Genomic DNA, 21322 nt, shown 5'->3' with positions numbered 1-21322 from the left:
TCCGTATGCCGTTCAGAGGTTGGGTTCGGGCCTGGTCAGGAGCGTGATGTCACTGCTGGTGGCGACCGCCAGGGTACGTCCGGACGGAGAGAATCCCGCGGCACGCAGTTCGGACCACGATGCGTGGAAGATGTGCCACCACTTCTCCCCGGCGGGCCCGCGGAAGAGACCGCCATCGACTGAGAGCAGTACCCGGTGATGAGGCCAGTCGGGGCTGAAGACCTGAACAGTCCAGCCGTCGTCTGTGGTGGTGTGCAAGCCCCCGCCGAACAAGCCGGCAATGCGGACCTGTGTGCCCGTGAGAGGGCCGATCCCCGGGCAGGACAGATCGGGCCCGGTGGGCGTGCACGTCTCCGGGTCGGGATCGTAGTCCCGCGCGAGTTTCTCCCCCGTGGACGCGTCGAAGAGGCCGTGGCCGCTGGTGGAGACGACCATCAGCAGGTCTTTCCCAGTGACCGGGTCAGGCGCGAACCCGACCCCGAGGAGGCCGCCGACGGGAATCAGTCGTGAGGCCGGACGCCAGGGTTCCGGTGCAGGCACGACGGGGGCGGAGAGGAAGCGGTCCCTCAGTTCCTGCTGGTACTCGGTGAGCATCGTGTCCTCGTACTGGAAGTCCTGTTTGGCGGCCCGTGCAGCCTAACCAAGCCGAGCGCTGTCTCATTCGATGCGCCCGCCGGGCTGGCGATCCAGGAGCCGGGCCAGACGTCTTGCAGCCTCCGGGCTGATCTTCGTGGAGAACTTCCTGCAGACGCGATCCAAGTGCCGGGCCATCTCGGCCTCTCGGTCATGCTTGGTCACCGGGCGGCTCCCGCTGTGGGGGCGGCGCGGTGATGGGCGGCGACGTTAGTCGCGGTGGTGGGGGTGACTATTCGGGAGAAGGGTGTGCCAAGTTCGGCAAGCAATGGGTGGGCCTCCGAGGGCATCGCGGGAGTGGTGGGGCGCGGCAGTTCATAAGCTGCTCCATCTCTACGGCTGACTTTCGTCAGCGGGTGATGCACCTGGCGCAGGCGCTGTTGTCACTCGTTATTACATGCTCTCAGGCGGTGCGGCGGCCTACCAACGAATTACTTTGCTGCCCCAGTTGGTCAGCGCGACCTGAGCGCCAGCGTGAACGCCGCGTCTCAGAGGGAGACGGTGACTACTCGCACCGAGCGGTGCCGGGGAACCGGCAATCGGTCGAAATCTTCTTCACTTCCTCAAGGGCGCGCCTGCGGCGCGCCGGGCGGCCGGGGGCGCCCCGGCGGGCTGCGGCCTGGCGGCCGGTCCCGCCGGACGCCCCACCGCCCACGCACACCACGGGCCCGCCACGGCGTGAAGACGCCACGAGTACCCCGGGGCCGACGGCACGACGCCAGGCACTTCGACATCCCGACGGTTACCAGCCGCGGTCAGCAAGAGCGGACCGGGAGCCGGCCGATCGCAGGCCGCGGACCGGCGGGGGCTGACGGTCGGTGGCTTGGCTCGCTTCGCGTGGCACCACCGTCGTTGTCTGCGGGAGGGGGACAGCAGCATCGCCGCGGAGTCTCGGGCGGTACCGGCCGTGACGTGAGAAAAAGACATCGGTAGCTTGGCTGAGACCGGAACATGGCACAGGTGCACACGTGACGGGTGATCGTCCGGCCGCCCCGCCATCGTGGCTGACTGTCGGTGGTGCAGGCCGACAAGGGCGACAGCTCTAGCGGGCAACGCTCCGAACCCATCAGGAAGGCCCGTCGGCCGACAGCCGGGCGCCTGTTTCACAGCCAGGCTCCTCCTGGTATCGGCGGACACCCGCAAGGCCCATAGGCCTTCGAGGGGCGTCACCCTCTGCCAAGCCTTACCCAAGTCGGGTGGTTGCGGGCAGCCGCGGAGAACCACCCGCACCCACATCCGTTGATCGGCTTGCATGACGATCTGAATCCACCGGAACCATCACAGGAGCTGCCATGCTTATCAACAAGCGGCGCTGGGTTTGCACTGCCACACTCGCCGTAGCCGCCTCGGTCAGCGGAACACAAGCCGCTGTAGCCAGCCCCGGCCACTCCGGCGAGCTCCGCCCAGCTCGGATGGTCGTTCACCAGGGCTCGGCGAACCTGCTGCCTCCTTTCATGGGTGGCCAGGCATTCCTCTACGACGCATTGGACAACAAGCCGCTGGCGGGCAAGCACGTGATGTTGTTGAACGGCAGCGGCCGCGAAATCTGCCGGGCTGTGACAGATTCCCACGGAGAAGCCGCCTGCACCGGGGCGATCAGCCTGGGCCCGGCATCAGTGGACACGATCGCCAACGGGTACAACGCCGTATTCGAGGGCGACGAACACTACATGCCCGCCAGGGGCCACGGTGCGATCAACCTTGTCGTCGACCACGACGGCAGCTGCAGCGCCGGCTAGCGGCGGTACACATGGCGGGTGATATGCCGACTGTTGGCATCGTCGTTGCGCGCGTTAAGGAGGCTGGCAGCGGGGGGAGAGGTGGGGGGCGCGGCTTCGGTGGTCGAGCTGTGCGGCCGGTGGGAGGTCGGGCGCCGTACTCGCGCCGTCGCGGATGCGGGCGTGTGAGGAGACCGCGCCCTTCGTCCGTAGCTGATGGGGAGCGGGCAGCTGCCGCGATGTGGCTGAGCCCGGCATGGGCGCATCTGCTCAGTCGATCACCATCGTGGCCGAGCGTCCGCCTGACCCTGGTCTGTGGCTGAGGCTCAAGCCGCCAGCGGTTCCGGACCGTCCCCGCGCACGAGCTCCGCAACGGCCCGCACGGTCTCCGCCGACCACACCAGCCGCACCACCCCCGACCCGTCCGCCCCCGACCGCGCCGTAGCCCGCGCACCGTCCAGCGGCACCCCGGCCGCGGTCAGCACCGCCACTAAGTCCGCCGCCGCATCCGTCGCCTCACGCCAGCCGGCCACGTAGTCCACCCCGCGCACCCACAGCACGTCATCCGGGTCGAACTCCTCGACGTCGAACCCCATCTGCCCCATATCCCTTCGTTACGAACTGGACTGGCACCACGGTGGGGTTCACCGCACTGACACACGGCGACCACCCCGGTACCATCGGCACCGGGGATCTTGACGGTCTCCTGCCGGACCACCTCTCTTGCTTCCAGGCTCAGGGGTGGTCCGGTTTTCTATTTGGTCGTCGTGCACGGCCCTGCCCCGGTTGATCGCTGACAGTGGAGCAGGGCCGCGGGCGGTGAGGCGACCAGCACCGCCTCCCCTCGGGGTGGGGGGGGGGAGCCGCAGCGCCCACAGCAGACCGGCGAAATCACCGTGCGCGCCGTCCCCGAGGGAACCAGAGGGCGAAGGCTGCCGGACCCTCCCGAAGTGAGGCAGCCCCCGCCCCGTCTATGGGGGCACCTGTCCTTCCCGCTCGCCCCGGCCCTTCACAGAGCATCCCGGTACATGGCATCAGCCAGACCAGGATCAACTTCAAACTTGATCAAGGCCCATTGATAGAACCAGTACCAGCTCTCATCCACCCGTCGAAGGACACGCAGTGCGACCCTTCGAGCCGCCGACGTCAGTGTCATCACTGCCTTCTCCGTATGTAGCCCGTCGCGTGCGGCCCGGCCCCTGGCTCCGTACGTCGCTCAAGGCCGGACCGCCGGCAGCGGCTGAAGCAGACAACCGCCGCCGGATGCCCCCGAGTCGAGGCAGTCCTCGCCCCGTCTACGGGGGCGCTTGCCCGTCCCGTTGTCGCCGAGCTACGCGATCAAGGATCCGCCGCAACGCAGCTTCGCTCTCCTCCCGCGTCACCGGAGGCAGGCGGAGACGAAGGCCTTTCAGCGTCTCGTCCAGCCCCTGCTCCAAGAGACGCCGGCGAGCCGCCGTCATCGCCTCAGCTGACGCCAGTACAGCGACGTCTGGACCTCGTCCGTCGGATGTAGGCGCAAAGGGGATCCGGTCTTGAAGACCAGCACCAACTCCGTACCGCGCGACGTCTCCATATCGCGGATGTCCTTGATCTCGCGGATGTCGCCCCTGAGGCTCACCATGTCACCGCGCTGCAGCTGCGACGCACTGATGCGTGCCACTGTGATCTCCCTTCACGGCCGGTACTGCCGGCACCGCCCACACTGATTTGCCGACGCCCACCCGGTTGCTCACACCCCAGGAGGTCGACAGCGCGGCCACCAGAGGAAGTCCGCGGCCTCCCTCGTCGCTCTGGGGACCTACGGAAGGCCACCTCTTGCAGGCGTCATCGACCCTGATCCGGAGAGCGCCCGCCTCCAGCCGGAACCGGGTCTCGATCTCCCGGCCCGGCGAGACCCGCCCATGCACCACGGCATTGGTCAGCAGCTCGGAGAGGACCAGGAGCGCCTCGTCCTCGATCGACGTCAGCCCCCACGTCTCCAGTGCCATGCGTAGTTCCGCGCGCGCCAGGCCGACGCAGCGCGGGTGTCGGGGCCAACGCCGCTTCACCTCTTCGCCGTTCGCGTCTTCCTGTCGTCTCTCCATGCCAAGCAGCATCACGGGTGACAGTTCGAGAAACGAGCCCGGCATGGTTACCCATGGTGGGTAACATCGCCGGTAACCCGACCCGCATGGCCTCCACCGCGGTTTCCGTCCCTCCCCGGAGCCCCGCTCATGCCCAAGTCCGAGCCGCACCAAGGCGTCCCGGCACGCTTGCTGCGAGAGGAAGCGATGATCGAGGCGTGTCGCGTCCGCGACTTCTCCGCGATCTTCCAGTTGGCGAGGCGGGCAGGCCTCTACCCTTCGCGCCTCGCGCGGTGCGTTGAGATGACGCCGAGTGCTGTCGGAGAGATCATCAAGGGGAAGCGCGAGATCACCAACATCAGCGTCGTTGAGCGCGTTGCTGATGGCCTGCGGATCCCGGGCAGCATGTTGGGCCTCGCCCGCCGTGACTGGGAGGCAGACGATGCCCCGGTGGCCGTGCCGGTGGCCTCCTCCGACGTGGACCCGTTCGGTTGCCCGGCCGAGACTGGGCCGGACGATGACCTTGCCGACCCGGAGTTCGTTGCCACGCTCATCGAGAGCCAACTGCCCCAGCACTACAAGAGCTCGAACTTTTTCGGGGCCCGTCACACCATCCCTGCCGTCGTCCAGCACGCCCAGACCATCACGAGGCTGCTGGAGAGCGGCAGCACTGGGGCGCCGCGGGAAGCGCTTCTGCAGATCGGCGGACGAGTCGCCGAGTTCATCGGGTGGCTGTACCAGGACCTGGGCGACTTCCGACGCGCGGCGCTCTGGTCCGATCGCGCGATGGAGTGGGCGCAAGAGGCAGCAGACGATCACATGCAGTCGTACATCCTCTTCCGCAAGAGCAACCAGGCGACTGCCCGCGCCAGTGCAGACAGGGCTGTCGGGCTGGCCAAGGCGGCGCAGCGCCTGCCCGGACTCTCGCCTCAGATCGCGGCGCTTGCCGCCCAGCAGGAGGCCCAGGGGTACGCACTGATGCGGAATCCGAAGGCGGCCCTGGCGCGGTTCGATGAAGCGCGCGCCCTCGTTGCCGAACCAGCCGAGGCCGGGCCGGCCACCGAGCTCGACACCTCGTACTGCACGCCGACGTACATCGAGATGCAGCGTGCGAACTGCTGGATCGATCTCGGCAAGCCTCAACAGGCCATCGAGCTGTTCGAAGGACACTTGGCAGAGTTGCCGCAGGTCTACCGCAATGACCGTGGCGTCTACCTCGCACGGCTCGCCCGCGCGTACGTCCGCGCCGGTGAGCTGGAGCGCGGAGCCGAGGCGGCAACGAGGTCTCTCGGGATCGTCAGGCACACCGGGTCGGCCCGTACCTTCGGCGAGCTTTCGGCGGTGGTGGACTCCCTGACGGGAGAGCGGCAACTACCCGCTGTATCGGCCTTTCTTGAACGCTACGCGATCGTTCGTGACCAGTTCGCGGCATGACTAGCCTGGAAGTGATGAGAGATGCTGGAATCATGGACGAACTGATCACGCAAGCCACCACCGGCGACGAGCGCCGCCGAGGTCCCGCCGTCGCCGTCCTGCCCATCGGGAGCTTCGAGCAACACGGCGACCACTTGCCCCTGATCACCGACACCGTCATTGCCTGCCTGATCGCTCGTCGGTTGGCCGATGACCATGGCCTCTTCCTGCTGCCACCGATCACTATGGCTTGTTCTCATGAGCACGCCCCGATGGCCGGCACGGTCAGCATCAGTGCCGGGACGCTGTACGCCATGGTCAACGACATCTGGCGATCTCTTGAAGCCTCGGGGCATCCCGGGCTGATCATCGTCAATGGTCACGGCGGCAACTACGTCCTGTCGAACGTCGTCCAGGAACTGAACGTCACCGGTCCCCGAGTCGCCCTCTTCCCCGTCAGTGATGACCGAGCCCGGGCCCGCGCCGATGCCGAGTTGGAGAGCAGCAGCGCCGAGGACATGCACGGAGGGGAGTTCGAGGTCTCCCTGCTCCTCCACGGCGCGCCGCATCTCGTGCACGAGGGCATCGAGCGAGACGACCACTCGGCCCCCAGACGCCCTCATCTGCTCACCCTGGGCATGGCGGGCTACACCACCAACGGGATCATCGGTCAGCCGTCGCTGGCCACTGCTGCCAAGGGGAAGGCGCTCCTGGACAGCTTCTCCCGTTCGGCACGCGCTCACCTGGATGCGATAGCTGTGCGGTGACCTGCGCGAATGCGACCAAGCCCAAAAGGACTACGAACACCGCTTGACTTGGATCAAGCCGTCCTTCCTCTGGATGATGTATCGCTGCGGGTGGGCCACCAAGGCCGACCAGGAGTGCGTCCTTGCGATCGAGATCGATCGCGCGGGCTTCGACTGGGCCCTGGCCAATGCCTGTCTGTCCCACTACGACCGGGACGTCCACGCCGATCAGGCCGCCTGGCGGCGCGAGCTGAAGGCGTCGCCGGCCCGCGTGCAGTGGGACCCCGAACGCGACCTGCGCCTCTGGGCTCTGCCCCACCGCTCCCTCCAGCTAGGGCTGGCGGGTGAGGCGGCGCGTCGTTACGCCGACGAGTGGACGGTTTCCATCACGGACGTGACGCCACTGGCCCGCGAGATCCACGGCCTGGTCACCGCGGGCGACCTGGACGAGGCCCGCAGCAGGCTGCCGCAGGAGCGCCCGTACGAGCCGGCCGGCGGCGTCCGCCCGTAGCGGGTTCATGGCCGGAAGACGTCCGTCGCCCTGCCGTGAACCCGCCGTTGTTCGCGCGTGTGCCCGGCGGTCAGATGTCCGCCAGGAGCTCCGCGAGGGGGTGGGCCGCTGCGTCCTGCGCGGGGCGGGAGACGTACAGCGTCGTGTGGAAGTAGCCCTCGGTCTCCTTGCCCCGGGGGTCCTCGCCCGCGGCCTCGACGGCCGCGACCGCGTAGCCCTGCTCCTCCGGGCCGCTGAAGTGGCGCTGGGGGAACGTGCGGGCCGTGTACTTCTCGGTGTGCAGGCCGTGTGCGGCCAGGGCGTCGGCGATCGGGGCGTACGAGGCGGTGCGGAGGACGAACGAGGCCACCCAGGCCGGTTCGTCGGTGTCCGCCGTGAGCGCCTTGAGGGTTCTGGCCGACAGGAACGTGGTGCCGCCGGTGATGGTGATGAGCCGGGCCCGCCGCGTCTGCCGCAGCAGCTCGGGGCTGGGCTCGGCGGTCTCCAGGTTCTCGGCGGAGCCCTCGTCGAGCAGCCCGACGGCCCGGGCGTAGGAGACGGCCTGCGAGGCCACGTCGATGCCGACGACCCGGGCGGCCCCGGGCCGCCGCCGTGCCGCGAAGTACGCCCGGTCGTCCTCGATGAGCTCGGCGGTGGTGAGCGGCGCGACCTGCGGGGAGGTGTAGCGCGTGTAGAGCTCGTCCAGTGTGACGTCGTGGTTGAGGAGTGCCGCGTTGATGCCGTAGGAGCAGCAGATGTCGACGACCGTCAGCGGCTCGGTCGCGGCCGTGGCCCTGCGGGTCTCGGCCATGCGCCGGAAGACGGCCTGGGCATGATGTGGTGTCTGGTACTCCAGAGGTCCCAGCACTGTGAAGTACGCCCGGGGGTCGGGCTGGTCGTAGATCTTGTCGAACGAGGTCATCCCGGAGGTCATCGTACAAATCCTCTCGCCCCTGGGGCCGGCCGGAGACCGCCCCGATACAGGTAGAGCCTCCGGGGCCGAAAAGGGAACAGGGCAGGGGTCAAATCCGGCCATTTTCGGCGACGTCATGCGCCGTGGCTCCCGGGGCTCGGGGTGCCCGAAAGATCTGGCGTGAACACGTCTACAGTTGCCGCTCCGAACAGGTGAGTGCGAGATAAAGCGAGAGCGTGCGTGTCAGTCGAGAGGCCTGCGTCCGGGAGACGCAGCAAGAACGTTTCCCCCCAGGAGCCCGAAGGCTGGCGCACCGGCCCCGCCTGGCAGGAGATGAACGGGCGGGCGGCCCGTAGCCGGCGGATCCTCGGTGCGATCGGCGTCGTGGCCGCCGCCGCGGCCACCCTGGTCGTGCTCCGGCCCGCGCTGATCCTCTCCCGGATACCGGTCGAGTGGGGCACCGGGAAGAGCGACGCGAAGACGGCCTCCCACGGCACCCCGGCGCCCATGGCCCCCGAGACCACGCGCCCCAGCGCTGCCCCCGGCAGCACGGAGGGTGTCGCCACCCCCGACCGGCCCTTCGCCGGATCGCCGGCCGAGCGGTACGCCGACGGCGCGGCGGGCATCGTCCTGCCCGAGGCGCAGGCGGCGGGGACGATGTCGCAGGAGCAGGTCGCCGCGGGCCTGAAGCTGGCCAAGGACTTCCTCGTCGCCGCCAACCTGGACCCGGCGGTCATCCGGGGCGAGCGCCCGGCGGCGGCCCTCGCCTTGCTCGACCCGTACCAGGACGACCTCGTCACCCGCACCGACACCGCCCTCGGCAAGCCGGACCGGGACCACGACCCGGTCACCCTCTTCAGCCGCTTCGACGGCAAGGAGGTGCGCATGGTGGGGGAGACCGTGAAGACCCGCGGCCGGATCACCTTCGCGGAGCACAAGGACGGCTCCGTGGGCATCCACGCCGACGTCACCTTCGTCTACCCGCTCACCAAGCAGGTGCAGGGCTCCCGGGCGGTCGAGCGCACCATCGTGCGGCGCGTCCTGGACACCGACCTCCTCGACCCCGAGCGGTTCCGGGTGACGCCGGGCAGGCTGACCGTCCGCTCCTACGACGTGGACATCGCCAACTCCGCCTGCGGTGTCCACGACGGGTTCCTGCACCCCGTCTTCGACGAGGGACGGCCCGCCGGCCAGGCCCCCTCCGGCCCCGCCGTCGACCCCTACGACCGCAGCCGGGACCTGGACACCGGCAGGGCCGAGGGGTGCGGGACGGTCACGCGGACGTGAAGGACGGGCGGCGGCCCGCGCGCGGACGCGCTGCCGCCGCCCACCCCGTCGTGCGCCGCTTCCCATCCGGGAGCCCGGAAGCCCGGAAGCCCGCGAGCCCGGGAAGCGGCGCACGACAGCCCGTCAGACCACCGCGCCCGAGCCCCGCCCGGCCTTCGCCCCGCCGCGGGGCGCCGGCGATGCCGCCGCGGCTGCGGGACGACGTCCTTCGAGGACCACCGCGAGCGGTGCCGCCGTCAGGACGGTCGAGGCGATGCCGAACAGCACCCCGGCGAGGAGTGCCAGGGAGAAGTCGGCGAGCGAGTCGCCGCCCAGGACCGCGAGCGCGGTGAGCACGAACAGCACCCCCATACCGGTGTTGAGCGTGCGCGGCACCGTCTGCAGGATCGCGCTGTCGACGGCCGACGCGAGCGAGGCCCGTCCGGCACCCGCCCGGCGGTGCGTCTCCCGGATACGGTGCGTCTCCCGGATCCGGTGTGTCTCCCGGATGCGGTCGAAGACGACCACCGTGTCGTTGACGGAGTAGCCGACCACCGTGAGCAGCGCGGCCAGGAAGACGCTGTCGGCCGGCCTGCCCAGCCACGCGAACAGCCCCGTCACCAGCAGCACGTCCTGGACCATCGCCGCCACCGCCGCGGTCGCGAAGGTCCAGCGGAACCGCACGCTCAGGTACAGGAGCTGGGCGGCCACGGCGGCGCCCAGGGCGAGCAGCGCCTTGTCGCGCAGCTCGCTGCCCAGGCTCGGCCCGATCCGCTCGTCGCGCTCGACGGTGACGGTCCCGCCGTGCGCCTCCAGGGCCGTCCTGATGCGCTGCTGGTCGCGGTCCGAGAGGTCGCCGGAGCGGACGACGACGTCCCCGTTGTCCGCCTTCTGGACGACGGCGCGGGGGAACCCGGCGTCACCGACCGCGGCCCGTGCCCGCTCCGCGTCCACGGGGCGGCTCGTGCCGTACTCCACCAGGCGGCCGCCGGTGAACTCGACGCCCAGCTGCAGTCCGCGCACCCCGATCCCGGTGACGGCGAGCGCGAGCAGCGCGCCGCTGACGGCCAGCCAGGTGCGCCGGCGGCGCATCAGGCGCGGCCCGCGGCGGGCGAGGAAGGCCCGGACGCGGCCGGACGACGCGACGCCCGCGAGCCGCGGCCGGCGCCGGACGCCGCGCAGCCGCAGGGCCCGTTCGGCGAGCACCCGTGTGATGACGAGGGCGGAGACCATGGAGGCCACGACGCCCACGGACAGGGTGACGCCGAAGCCCTTCACCGGGCCGGTGGCGAAGAAGAACAGCAGCCCGGCGGCCAGCAGCGTGGTGACGTTCGAGTCGACGACGGCGCTCCACGCCTTGCCGAAGCCCTTGTGCAGCGGGCCGCGGAGGCCGGACGGGGCGGCCGGGTCCGCCGGGCGGCGCGCGTACTCCTCGCGGGTCCGCTCGAAGACCAGGACGTTCGCGTCCACGGCCATGCCGATCGCGAGCACGAAACCGGCCAGCCCCGGGAGGGTGAGCGTGGCCCCGAGCGCGACCAGCGCGGCGTACGAGATGAGTCCGTAGAGCGCGAGCGCCACCGTGGCCAGGACGCCCAGCAGCCGGTAAACGGCGATGACGAACACCGCCGTGCACACGAGGCCGATGACGGCCGCGGCCGCGCTCGCCCGGATCGCCTCGGCGCCCAGCGTCGGCCCGACGGTGCGCTGTTCGACGACCTCGACCGGCACGGGCAGGGCGCCGCCCTTGACGAGCGCCGCCAGGTCGCGGGCCTCGGCGTCGCCGAAGCCGCCGGTGATCTGCGCGCTGCCGCCCTGTATGCCGGTGCGGCACGGCACGCTCTGCTGCATCGCCGGTGCCGACACGACGCGGTCGTCGAGGACGATGGCGACGCGCCGGGCGGCGTCCCCGGGGGCGGCGCAGGCGGCCTCGCCCGTGACGCGCGCCCAGCTCTTCTCCCCGCCGCCCCGGAACGAAAGGGCGACCGTCCAGCCGCCGCCGCTCTGCGTGTCGAGGACGGCCCGGGCGTCCTCGACGTCCTTGCCGGTCAGGGCCGGCGGCCTGAGGCGCAGCTGATGCCCCGGCGCGTCGGGGTCGGGCAGTGTGCGCGCCGCGCCGCCGCCCGGTGCGGAGGTGGCGAGGACCGGGTGGAAGGTGAGCTGGGCAGTGCGCCCGATGACCTCGGCGGCCTTGCGGGGGTCCTGGACGCCGGGCAGTTCGACGACGATGCGGCGTTCGCCGGAGCGGGCCAGCGACGGCTCGGCCACGCCGAGCGCGTCGACCCGCTGCCGCAGCACCTCCAGGGCCCGGTCGGTGGCGGCCGCATCGGCGCGGGCGGCGGGCCCGCTGCGGGTCTCCAGCACGATCTGTGTGCCGCCGCGCAGGTCCAGGCCGAGCCGGGGCGGGGTGGTCAGGGCGAAGTACAGCGAGGCGGCGACGGCGGCCAGGGCGAACAGCGCGCGCCACAGCGGGGCGCGGCGCGGCCGGGGTGTCCGGCTCTTGCGGGATGACATGGGTTCTCCACTTCACGGCATACGAGGCGGAGCGCCGGCCGCCGTCCGCCCGCTCCGGCCGGGGGCCGGGAGGGCGGAGGGGCCGCGCTCGTGGCGTCAGTTGCTCCGTGGGGAGGGAGGACCGCGCGTGCTGCGGGGAGAGGGGGCTGTGGCGGGCGGCGCGCGCTCCTGGCGCGGGCCGGCGAGCTCGCCGGGCGGCAGGGGGACGGCGAGCGGGCCCGTCACCGGGCCGGGCACCGTTCCGGGGAGCCCGGGCAGCCGCGTGTGCTGGACCGCCGCGGCCGCGTGGAGGCCGTGGGCGGCGAGGGCGTGGTCCGCCGCCGCGGGGTGCGTGCCGGGCGCGTGGACGGCGGGACGGACCTGTCCGGCGGAACCGGTGGCGGAGGCGGCGGGAGGAAGGGCGGTGCTGTTGCCCGCACTGCCGGCGGCCGTGCCGCAGACCGCGCCGAGCAGGAGGACGAGCAGGGCCCACAGGGCGACCGGTGCAGGCGTACGCCGCGCGTGACGGCTCACGGCGCCTCCGTTCGCTCCCGATGTCACGACCCGATGTTCCGATGCCACGATTTGATCACTCAATTGTCACAGGAGCCCCGTCGACCCCTCGATTGGCCGGAACCCGCCCGGTGGCGAGGTAAGAATGTGCACGTCAAGCACGGAAGTGTGCACGTCAAACCATGCAACGCATCCATTACGGGGGATCCATCATGCGTCGTCAGCTCCTCACCGCCGCGGCCGTCATCGTGCTCGCGACCACCGCCACCGCCTGCAACGGCGACGGCACCGACCCCGCGGCCGATGCCAGCGCCTCGGCGGACCAGAGCCCCGCGGCCCAGGGCAACGGCGGCCAGGGCGGAGGCCAGGACAAGGGCCAGGACAAGGACAAGGGTCAGGGCCAGGACAAGGGTCAGGGCCAGGGCGGCGACGCCCACGCCGTCGGCGGCAAGCTCACCCTCAAGGGAAAGAAGGCGGGCGAGCAGCTCGACGTCACCCTGAAGGGCTTCGCCGACCCGGCCCACACCGACAACAAGTACAACAAGCCGTCCGCCGGCAAGCGCTTCGTCGCCGCCCAGTTCGAGCTCGTCAACACCGGCACGGTCGCCTACTCGGACAGCCCCTCCAGCGGGGCCAAGGTCATCGACGAGCAGGGCCAGGCCTTCACCCAGACCATGGGCGGCGTCACCGAGGGCCCGAAGTTCCCGGTCACCGTGAACCTCGCCCAGGGCGCCAAGGCCCTCGGCTGGGTCGTCTTCTCCGTCCCCGAGAACTCCAAGACGGCCAAGGTGCAGTTCACGATGGACGGCGGCTTCGCCAACGAGACGGGCGAGTGGACCCTGAAGAAGTCCTGAAGTCCTGAAGTCCCGAAGTCCGGAAGTCCCGAAGTCCCGAAGTCCGGAAGAATCCCTGAGGAAGCCCAGAGGAAGTCCTGAGGCCGTGACGCCCGTCAGTTCGTCGACAGCGAGCCCGCGACTTCCGTGAGCGCGTCGAGGACCGGCCGGAACAGCGGGTGGTCCTCGGCGCCCCGGCGCACCGCGGCGAACACGCGGCGCGTCGCGGCCAGGCCCCCGACGGGGCGGACGACGGTGTCCCTCAGCTCCATGCCGCGCAGCGCCGAGCGCGGCACGAGCGCCACCCCGGCCCCGGCGCCGGCCAGGGCCACCACGGCGCGGAAGTCGTCGGAGGAGTGCACGAGCCGGGGCTGGAAGCCCGCCAGCTCGCAGGCCAGGACCACCACGTCGTGGCACGGGTTGCCCGGGTAGGGGCCGATCCAGTCGCAGTCGGCCAGCTGGTCCAGGCCCACGCGGGGGCTCTGCGCCAGCGGGTGGGACGCGTGCAGGACGGCGTCGAACGGCTCGGCGTAGAGCGGTACGCGCACCAGCCGCCGGTCGTCCTCGCGCGGCGCGCCCCGGTACTCGACGGCGAGGGCCACGTCGGCCTCCCCGTCCAGCACCATCGGCAGGCTCGCGTCGCCCTCCGCGTCGCGCACCCGCAGCCGGATGCCCGGGTGGCGGCCGGCGAGGAGCGCGATGACGGGGGCCAGCACCTCGGCGATGCCCGTCGCGAACGCCGCGACGGTGAGCTCCCCGGCCGTGCCGCCCGCGTACGCGGCGAGCTCGGCCTCGGCCCGCTCCAGCTGCGCGAGGACCTCGTGGGCGTGGGTCAGCAGGATCTCGCCCGCCGCGGTCAGGCGCACCCCCCGCCCGCTGCGGGTCAGCAGGGTGTGGCCGGTCTCCTGCTCCAGCGCGGCGAGCTGCTGGGAGACGGCCGAGGGGGTCAGGTACAGCGCGGCGGCCGCGGCGGTCACCGTACGGTGGTCCGCCACGGCCCGCAGGACGCGCAGCCGCCGGGGGTCGATCACCCGGCCATTTTGCCAGGAACGCGCGGTAACCCCGGTGGGGGCCCGGCCCGGGCCCCCACCGGGGTCACCGGGGGATCAGCCCCGCAGCGCCTCGCGCGCGTCGGCGAAGGCGGCGACGGCCCGCTCGACGTCCTCGGTCGAGTGCGCCGCGGACAGCTGGACGCGGATGCGGGCCGCGCCCATGGGCACCACCGGGTACGAGAAGCCGATGACGTACACGCCGCGCTCCAGCAGCAGCTCGGCCATCCGGCCGGCCTCCGCCGCGTCGCCGATCATGACGGGGGCGATGGCGTGGTCGCCGGGCAGGATCTCGAAGCCCGCCTCGGTCATCTTCGTGCGGAACAGCTCGGTGTTGGCCTTCAGCTTCTCCCGCAGGTCGCCGGCGGACTCCAGCAGGTCGAGGACCTTCAGGGAGGCGGCGGCGATGACCGGCGCGAGGGAGTTGGAGAAGAGGTACGGGCGCGAGCGCTGGCGCAGCAGGGCGACGATCTCGGCGCGGGCGGCGACGTAGCCGCCGGAGGCGCCGCCGAGCGCCTTGCCGAGGGTGCCCGTGATGATGTCGACGCGGTCCATGACGCCGTGCAGCTCGGGCGTGCCGCGGCCGCCCGCGCCGACGAAGCCGACGGCGTGCGAGTCGTCGACCATCACCATCGCGTCGTAGCGGTCGGCCAGGTCGCAGATCTCGCGGAGCGGCGCGACGTAGCCGTCCATGGAGAAGACGCCGTCGGTGACGATCAGCTTGCGGCGGGCGCCGCCCTCGTTCGCCGCCTGCAGCTGCTTCTCCAGGTCCGCCAGGTCGCGGTTGGCGTAGCGGAAGCGGCGGGCCTTGGACAGGCGGATGCCGTCGATGATGCTCGCGTGGTTGAGGGCGTCGGAGATCACCGCGTCCTCGGCGCCGAGCAGGGTCTCGAAGACGCCGCCGTTCGCGTCGAAGCAGGAGGAGTAGAGGATCGTGTCCTCCTGGCCGAGGAACGCCGACAGCCGCGCCTCCAGCTCCTTGTGGACGTCCTGCGTGCCGCAGATGAAGCGCACCGACGCCATGCCGTAGCCCCAGCGGTCGAGGGCGTCCTTGGCGGCGGCGACGACCTCGGGGTGGTCGGCGAGGCCCAGGTAGTTGTTCGCGCAGAAGTTCAGGACGTCGCCGGGGGCGCCGCCGGCGGTGACGTTGACGGAGGCGCTCTGCGGGGTGCCGATCACGCGCTCGGGCTTGAAGAGACCGGCCTCGCGGATCTCGTCGAGGGTGGCGCGGAGGTCGTCGCGGACGGACGCGTACATGCGGGGACTCCTTACGGAAGAAAAGAAGGGGGGACGGCCGGCCGGGGTCAGGCGGTCCAGTCGAGGATGATCTTGCCGCTGCGGGCGTCGGCGGCCTCGTCGAAGGCCGCGTCGAAGTCCTTGTACGAGTACTTGCCGGTGATCACCGGGCTGAGGTCGAGGCCGCCCTCCAGCAGCACCGTCATCGCGTACCAGGTCTCGTACATCTCCCGGCCGTAGATCCCCTTGACGGTGATCATCGAGGTGACGATCTTCGCCCAGTCGACGGGGAACTCCTGGGCCGGCAGGCCCAGCATGGCGATCCGGCCGCCGTGCGTCATGTTCGCGATCATGTCGCGCATGGCCTCGGGCCGGCCCGACATCTCCAGGCCGACGTCGAAGCCCTCGCGCAGGCCCAGCGTGCGCTGCGCGTCCGCGATGGAGGCGCCGGAGACGTTGAGGGCCAGGGTCGCGCCGGCCTTGCGGGCGATCTCCAGGCGCGGCTCGCTGACGTCGGTGATGACGACGTTGCGGGCGCCGGCGTGCTTGGCGACGGCCGCGGCCATGATGCCGATCGGGCCCGCACCCGTGATCAGCACGTCCTCGCCGACGAGCGGGAAGGACAGCGCGGTGTGCACGGCGTTGCCGAACGGGTCGAAGATCGCGGCGACGTCGAGGTCGACCTTCGTGCGGTGCACCCACACGTTGGAGGCGGGCAGCACGACGTACTCGGCGAACGCGCCGTCACGGCCCACGCCGAGGCCGACCGTGCTGCGGCACAGGTGGCGGCGGCCCGCCAGGCAGTTGCGGCACTTGCCGCAGACCAGGTGTCCCTCGCCGCTGACCAGGTCGCCGGCCGTGATGTCGCGGACGGCCGCGCCGACGGCCGCGACCTCGCCCACGAACTCGTGGCCGAGCACCAGCGGGGTGCGCACCGCGCCCTGGGCCCAGCCGTCCCAGGAGCGGATGTGCAGGTCGGTGCCGCAGATGCCGGTGCGCAGCACCTTGATCATGACGTCGTCGGGGCCGTACTCCGGCTCCGGGACGTCCATGAGCCACAGCCCGGGCTCGGCCTTGTGCTTGACGAGTGCCTTCATGGCTGCGGCTCCAGGCGTGGTGAGGCGATCTTTTGCGTGCGCGCACCAATGTGCCCAGTGATGACCGTGAAGTCCATCGAGGTTTTCTTAAGCGGGCCAACAGCAGAACTTCACACGGTGCGCGCGTGCCTCACCCGAGGCGGGTCAGCCTGGCCCCCGCGCCCGGCGCCGTCAGGTCCCGCTGGAGCGCGACCGGCACCTGCGCCCGGCCCGGGCCCGTTCCGACGGTGAGCGACCCGATCTCCGTACCGGCCTTCGCCTCGTGCGGGACGAGCTTGCCGCCGCCGGTGAGCTCCAGCTTCGCCTTCAGGCCGCCCCAGCCCACGGCCTGCAGGTCCTTGGTCGCGACGACCGGGGTCCGGCCGCCGAGCCCGTCGTCCACGTGCCCGACGACATCACCCTTACGGACGACGGTCGCAGGGACCAGTGCGTCCTGCACCGCCTTGATCATCTTGTAGCTGCGCTCCTTGACGACCTTCAAATGGGCGTTCGCGTCGTTGCTGCCCGCCTGCCGCTGGGCCATGGTGGCGCCGACGATCAGACGCTCCTTGCCGTTGATCGTCCGCTTCGCCGCCCACATCAGCGCACCGCCCGCCGGGCCGCTCGACCCCGTCTTGATGCCGAGCCCGCCCGGGTTGCTGACGAGCAGGTCGTCGTTGTTGTTGTAGATCCGCCCGGGGAGGCCGGGGACGTCGGCGTTGGGCATCTTGACGATCTTCCGCAGGACGTCGTTCTTCATGACCTCCCGGGCCAGCTCGACCTGGTCCACGGCGGTGCTCACGGTCGACGCGTCCAGGCCGCTCGGGTCGGTGTACGTCGTGTCGTCCATGCCGAGCTCCTTCGCCGCCTCGTTCATCTTCTTCACGAAGGCGTCCTCGGACCCCGCGTCCCAGCGGGCGAGCTGCCGGGCGATGTTGTTGCCGGAGGGGATCAGCAGCATCTGCAGCATCTGGAACAGGGTGTAGTCCTGCCCCTCCGACACGTCCACCCGCGACTCCTCCTCGGCGCCCGCCTCCTTGGCCGCCGTGGCGTCGATCGTGATCCGGCCGCCCTCCTCGCCGGCCTTGAGCGGGTGGTTCTTGAGGATCACGTACGCCGTCATGACCTTGGCGACGCTCGCGGTCGGCACGGGCTTCTGCTCGCCGTACGTGCCCAGGCTTCCGACGCCCACGACCTCGGCCGCGGCCTGCCCCTCGCCCGGCCAGGGCATCGCGAACGCGTCACCCGTGAACGTGTACGAGCCCCCGGCCACCACGAACTTCGGGTCCGGCAGGGGCCGGAGCAGCTGGACGGTGCCGAGGAGGACGACGAGCAGCAAAACGAGCGGCGACCAGATCTTCAGCCGCCGCGCCACGGTGCGGGCCGCGGTGGGCGGGGGCGCGGGGCGGTTCGTCAGCTGTGCCAGCAGGGCGAGGGGCGGGGTGTCCGCCGACGGCGGGGCAGCCTCCGGCCGGGGGTCTGCCGGGGCGTCCGGTCGCGGTTTCGGCTGCGCCGCGCCCTGGGCCGGCTGCGGGCGATCCTCGGCCGGCGGCGCCGGAGCGCCCGCAGGCGGCTGGCCGGCAGCCGCCTGCGGCTGTGCCGGTATGTCGGCGGGCCGCACGGGAGCGTCGGCTCGCCGCGTCAGAGCTTCCCCCGGCTGGGCCGGGGCCTGTGCCGGTTGCCGGGAGGGCTCTGCTGACGGCCTCGGCGCCGCCTGCGGCTGCGCCGGCTGCCGGGAAGTCCTCGCCGACGGCTTTGGGGCCTCCACCGGCTGCCCGGCGGCCGCCTGCGGCTGTGGCGAGGCGCTGGAGGGTAGCTGGGGAGCTTCGGCTCGCTGCGCCGGAGCTTCCGCCGACCGGCCGGGAGCCGACGGCGGCTGTGCCGGGGCGTCGGTGGCCCTCTCGGCAGCCCCTGCCGGCTGCTTCCGGGGCTCCAGTGCCCACTCCGGAGCGTTCGCCGACGGTTCCGGAGTTTCCGCCGACCGGCCCGGAAGTCCTCCCGGACGCTCCGGGGTCCCGGCGGTCTCCGGAGCTTCCGGCGACCGCCGCGCGCGCTCCGCCGGCCCCTTCTGCCGCTCCGCCATGCCGGGGGACTCGCCTGCCACCGGTGCCTCCTCCAGATCGTCACCACTCGTCTTCGAACCGACGTGCTAGACGAGGGCGACATACCTGCTGGTTCCGTTACCAATCAACGGATCCGATGAGTGGGTGTTCGTCACGGAAGCATCCCGTTGGTACCGGCTCGGTCAACGGCCCCCCGCGGCCGTCCCGGCGGCAGTACGGTCCCCGTGCGCGCCGAAGCCTTGGGGGGATCCATGCGCAAGAACCTGCTCGCCGCCGCTGCCGTCGTCACCGCCGTCGGCTGCCTCGCCCTCACCGCCTGCAACGACGACGACGCGAAGGGCGGCGGGACCCGCCCGTCGCAGGTCACCACCGGCAAACCGGCCACCTCACCGGCCACCGCACAGCCCACCGCCGCCACCGTCCCCACCGCCTCCGGCGGCCCCAAGGGCGCCGCCCTCGCCTTCGGCGAGCCCTCGCGGACCGTCGGGGCGGGCACGGTCGGCATCCTGGAGATCACCCCGACGACCGTCGTCTACGCCAAGGAGGGCGGCCGGACGGCCCCGCAGCACGGCACGTTCGCCGTGGTGACGCTGCTGGAGAAGTCGCTGAGCGCCAACCCCGCCGACGAGGAGGCGCCCGCCAAGGGCGGCGGCTGGCGCTGGGTCGCCGCCGACGGGCAGTCCGTCCCGGCGGGCAACGGCAACGCCGCCAAGGTGGTCCTGGAGAAGTACCGGCACTCCGGCGGCATCGCACCGGGGGCGTCGCAGGTGCGCGCGAAGGTCTTCGACCTCACTCCCGCCCAGGCCAGGGGCGGCACGATCGTCTACACGGACGGCACGAAGAGCGACGACCGCTGGAAGGTCCCGGCCGTGGACACGGGGCCGCAGGTCGCGGAGGTGAAGCAGCAGCTCAAGCCCTGACGGCCGGCCGTCAGCCCGGGCCCGGACCGCGGGCTCACGCGTCCCGGAAGCCGTCGAGGACCTTCCCCTCCGTGCTGAGCCAGCCCCGTTCGTAGTCGAAGCGCGGAGCGTCGGCGAAGGTGAGGTAGAGCCACTTGAAGTTCTCGGCGAACACGTACGCCGGGCAGTGGTCGCCCTTGGCCATCGGCCGCCGGGTGACGTCGGTGAGCACGGTGTAGCCGCCCGGCACGCGGTGGTGCCGCTTGAGGTTCTGGAAGTAGCGCCACGCCGTCGTCCGGTAGTACGGGTCCCCGGTCTGCCAGTACATCTGGAAGGCGCAGTTGGCGTATTCGGGGCGCAGGTCGTTCCGCGGGCTGAGGATCTTCAGCCCGCGGCCGTAGTCGATCTCCTCGGGGACGACCTCGTACTTGTCGAGGACGGCCGTCCAGGAGCGGTAGTGGCCGGCGGCCAGCTCGTTGTCCCCGCCGACCGGCAGCACGGCGACGGACAGCGCGGACGCCCGGCGGCTGATGAGCTCCCCGGTGGCGAAGTCGACGTGCTTGAACCAGAGCAGCCCGTCCACGTGTTCGGCCTGGTGCCGGCGCATGGCGGCCGCGAACATGCGGAACCAGTCCCGGCACTCCTCGTCGCCGAACATCACCCACGCGCCCCACAGGTACTCGTAGAACGAGTCCGCAGGCGGGTTCACGGCGACGCTCTCCCGGTCGGTCCAGCGGCCGGTCTCCACGTTCATCCGGGTGGCGAGCAGGTCGAGCGACGACCGCCGTTCGACGACGGCGCGCAGGGCCCCCTGGGCCGCCCGCCGGTACCGGGAGTCGCCGGTGAGCCGGGACAGCGCCCCGAACTCCAGCACGTTGGTGCCGATCTCGGCCAGCGGCAGCGTGGCGCCCCGGACCTTCCCCGTCCGCAGGTTGACGTACCGGTAGGGCATGCCGGTGGGCGACGCGGTGAAGGCGGGCAGCAGCCGGTCCGCGAGGTCCGTGCAGCGGCCGAGCAGCTCCTTCTCGCCGGTGGCGAGGTAGCCCGAGAGGAGGCCTCCCACCAGCCGGATGGTGGACTCGAACACCTGGAAGTCGGCGTTCACGTCGAAGTCCAGCCGGTCCTTGATCCAGCCGACGCAGCGGTCGACCTCGTCGTCGAGCTCCATCAGGTGCAGCGTGTCGACCGCCTCGACGATCGACAGGCCCACCGGGTGGTTCTTCGCGAAGAACTCCCGGTGCCGGCCCGACACCGGGAGCACCTCGTCGTGCCCCCAGGCGAACCGCTTGTACCCCTCCCACGCGTGGCCGAACTCCGCGCGGATCTCCTGCGCCTTCGCCCGGTCCGGCCGCGCCGCCCGCCGCCGCGCGCCGGGCGGCGCGGCCCGGGGCAGCGAACGGGACGTGCCGCCGGGCAGCGGCGCCACGGCGCGCCGTCCGCCGCCGGGCCCGGCGAGGAGACCGGGCCCGGCGCTCGCCGCGAGCCCGCCCGTGGCGGCGAGCGCGCAGAGCAGGCTGCGGCGGGTCGTGGGCCCGCGCCGGGCCGTCCGGCCGCCGGGCGATGCGTACGTCATGACGGGCAGGTCCTCCTGGTCACCGGTTCCCCACCCGGACACTTGATCGCAGTATGCGTCGGCTCCGCCGCTGCGGGCGGCAGGCGCGGCGGAGCTCCTCGCGGAGCCTGCGGGTGCCTGTGTCCCGGATCACTCCACCGGCCTGTCCGGCCGCCATTGACCTCGATCGGCCGCCTTGGCCAGGATGATCGAAAACCAGGCCTTTGGGGGAAGGGCGTGAGTTCCGACATGGCGCATCGTGTTCCGGACGCGGGGAGGCCTCCGGCGGGTACGGCGTCATCTGTGCGGGCGCCGTCGGCTTCATCGCCGCCGTGGGCGTCCCGGCGGCATGCGCCGCAGCCGGCCGGG

At 71.6% G+C, this 21322-nt stretch carries 18 protein-coding genes and 1 pseudogene; 7 read left to right on the top strand and 12 right to left on the bottom strand.

Translation table 11 applies throughout. From position 1 onward, the window contains the following. Positions 1 to 12: 12 nt before the first annotated feature. Positions 13 to 594 carry a hypothetical protein gene (locus ACOTKD_RS10395; RefSeq protein WP_424888594.1) on the bottom strand — a complete coding sequence of 194 codons (582 nt, stop codon included), beginning with the start codon at positions 592 to 594 and terminating at the stop codon, positions 13 to 15. 1331 nt (positions 595 to 1925) lie between these two features. On the opposite strand from ACOTKD_RS10395, the gene ACOTKD_RS10390 reads away from it, so the two are divergent. After that, positions 1926 to 2372, top strand: coding sequence for a hypothetical protein (locus ACOTKD_RS10390; protein ID WP_424888593.1), 447 nt, complete (start codon positions 1926 to 1928; stop codon positions 2370 to 2372). A gap of 305 nt (positions 2373 to 2677) precedes the next feature. Here the strand turns inward: ACOTKD_RS10390 and ACOTKD_RS10385 are convergent, their stop codons facing one another. The 3 genes from ACOTKD_RS10385 to ACOTKD_RS10375 all read right to left on the bottom strand — a co-directional run bounded on the left by ACOTKD_RS10385 (position 2678) and on the right by ACOTKD_RS10375 (position 4480). Beyond that, positions 2678 to 2956: a hypothetical protein gene (locus ACOTKD_RS10385; protein WP_424888592.1), complete on the bottom strand. Its 279-nt coding sequence runs from the start codon at positions 2954 to 2956 to the stop codon at positions 2678 to 2680. A gap of 851 nt (positions 2957 to 3807) precedes the next feature. After that, on the bottom strand, positions 3808 to 3972 hold the full coding sequence (locus ACOTKD_RS10380) for a hypothetical protein (protein WP_424888591.1): 165 nt from the start codon (positions 3970 to 3972) through the stop codon (positions 3808 to 3810). Between the two features lies 1 nt (position 3973). Next, a complete protein-coding gene (locus tag ACOTKD_RS10375) occupies positions 3974 to 4480 on the bottom strand; it encodes an ATP-binding protein (RefSeq protein ID WP_424888590.1) in 507 nt (168 codons plus the stop codon). Between the two features lie 84 nt (positions 4481 to 4564). Between ACOTKD_RS10375 and ACOTKD_RS10370 the strand changes: the two genes are divergently transcribed. The 3 genes and pseudogenes from ACOTKD_RS10370 to ACOTKD_RS10360 all read left to right on the top strand — a co-directional run. After that, positions 4565 to 5848 (top strand): hypothetical protein, encoded by a 1284-nt coding sequence (locus ACOTKD_RS10370; RefSeq protein ID WP_424888589.1) that lies wholly within the window; start codon positions 4565 to 4567, stop codon positions 5846 to 5848. 32 nt (positions 5849 to 5880) lie between these two features. Then, entirely contained in the window at positions 5881 to 6594 is a 714-nt protein-coding gene (locus ACOTKD_RS10365; RefSeq protein WP_424888588.1) for a creatininase family protein, read from the top strand. Between the two features lie 40 nt (positions 6595 to 6634). Continuing rightward, a pseudogene (locus ACOTKD_RS10360) lies at positions 6635 to 7084 on the top strand (DUF4291 domain-containing protein); the annotation flags it as partial. A 70-nt stretch (positions 7085 to 7154) separates the two neighbouring features. Here ACOTKD_RS10360 and ACOTKD_RS10355 read toward each other — a convergent pair. After that, positions 7155 to 7997, bottom strand: coding sequence for a hypothetical protein (locus ACOTKD_RS10355; protein WP_424888587.1), 843 nt, complete (start codon positions 7995 to 7997; stop codon positions 7155 to 7157). Between the two features lie 219 nt (positions 7998 to 8216). Here ACOTKD_RS10355 and ACOTKD_RS10350 point away from each other — a divergent pair, with 219 nt between their 5' ends. Next, complete coding sequence (locus tag ACOTKD_RS10350; protein ID WP_424888586.1) at positions 8217 to 9263, top strand: hypothetical protein; 1047 nt, start codon at positions 8217 to 8219, stop codon at positions 9261 to 9263. Positions 9264 to 9386: 123 nt separating this feature from the next. On the opposite strand, the gene secD is transcribed toward ACOTKD_RS10350, so the two are convergent. Together secD and ACOTKD_RS10340 are read right to left on the bottom strand one after the other, a co-directional pair. After that, entirely contained in the window at positions 9387 to 11753 is a 2367-nt protein-coding gene (secD, locus tag ACOTKD_RS10345; protein ID WP_424888585.1) for a protein translocase subunit SecD, read from the bottom strand. Positions 11754 to 11849: 96 nt separating this feature from the next. Continuing rightward, positions 11850 to 12266, bottom strand: coding sequence for a hypothetical protein (locus ACOTKD_RS10340; protein WP_424888584.1), 417 nt, complete (start codon positions 12264 to 12266; stop codon positions 11850 to 11852). Between the two features lie 191 nt (positions 12267 to 12457). Here ACOTKD_RS10340 and ACOTKD_RS10335 point away from each other — a divergent pair, with 191 nt between their 5' ends. Next, complete coding sequence (locus ACOTKD_RS10335) at positions 12458 to 13099, top strand: DUF4352 domain-containing protein (RefSeq protein WP_424888583.1); 642 nt, start codon at positions 12458 to 12460, stop codon at positions 13097 to 13099. Positions 13100 to 13194: 95 nt separating this feature from the next. Here ACOTKD_RS10335 and ACOTKD_RS10330 read toward each other — a convergent pair whose 3' ends face one another. From ACOTKD_RS10330 to ACOTKD_RS10315, 4 genes are all read right to left on the bottom strand, one after another. After that, on the bottom strand, positions 13195 to 14109 hold the full coding sequence (locus ACOTKD_RS10330) for a LysR family transcriptional regulator (RefSeq protein WP_424888582.1): 915 nt from the start codon (positions 14107 to 14109) through the stop codon (positions 13195 to 13197). 75 nt (positions 14110 to 14184) lie between these two features. Continuing rightward, the gene (locus ACOTKD_RS10325; protein ID WP_424888581.1) at positions 14185 to 15384 is read right to left on the bottom strand and encodes a glycine C-acetyltransferase; all 1200 of its coding nucleotides are present in this window, start codon (positions 15382 to 15384) and stop codon (positions 14185 to 14187) included. A 47-nt stretch (positions 15385 to 15431) separates the two neighbouring features. After that, positions 15432 to 16460 (bottom strand): L-threonine 3-dehydrogenase, encoded by a 1029-nt coding sequence (tdh, locus tag ACOTKD_RS10320; protein ID WP_424888580.1) that lies wholly within the window; start codon positions 16458 to 16460, stop codon positions 15432 to 15434. A 130-nt stretch (positions 16461 to 16590) separates the two neighbouring features. Then, positions 16591 to 18060: a hypothetical protein gene (locus tag ACOTKD_RS10315; protein WP_424888579.1), complete on the bottom strand. Its 1470-nt coding sequence runs from the start codon at positions 18058 to 18060 to the stop codon at positions 16591 to 16593. Between the two features lie 693 nt (positions 18061 to 18753). On the opposite strand from ACOTKD_RS10315, the gene ACOTKD_RS10310 reads away from it, so the two are divergent. Continuing rightward, positions 18754 to 19422, top strand: a complete 669-nt coding sequence (locus ACOTKD_RS10310; protein WP_424888578.1) for a hypothetical protein — start codon at positions 18754 to 18756, stop codon at positions 19420 to 19422. 34 nt (positions 19423 to 19456) lie between these two features. Here the strand turns inward: ACOTKD_RS10310 and ACOTKD_RS10305 are convergent, their stop codons facing one another. Continuing rightward, on the bottom strand, positions 19457 to 21016 hold the full coding sequence (locus ACOTKD_RS10305) for a glycoside hydrolase family 47 protein (protein ID WP_424888577.1): 1560 nt from the start codon (positions 21014 to 21016) through the stop codon (positions 19457 to 19459). Positions 21017 to 21322: the final 306 nt, after the last annotated feature.

The sequence above is a fragment of the Streptomyces sp. XH2 genome (genome assembly GCF_049725035.1).
Taxonomy (GTDB): domain Bacteria; phylum Actinomycetota; class Actinomycetes; order Streptomycetales; family Streptomycetaceae; genus Streptomyces; species Streptomyces roseoverticillatus.
Note: the sequence above shows the minus strand (reverse complement) of the source record. Positions and strands in the feature narration are given on the sequence as shown.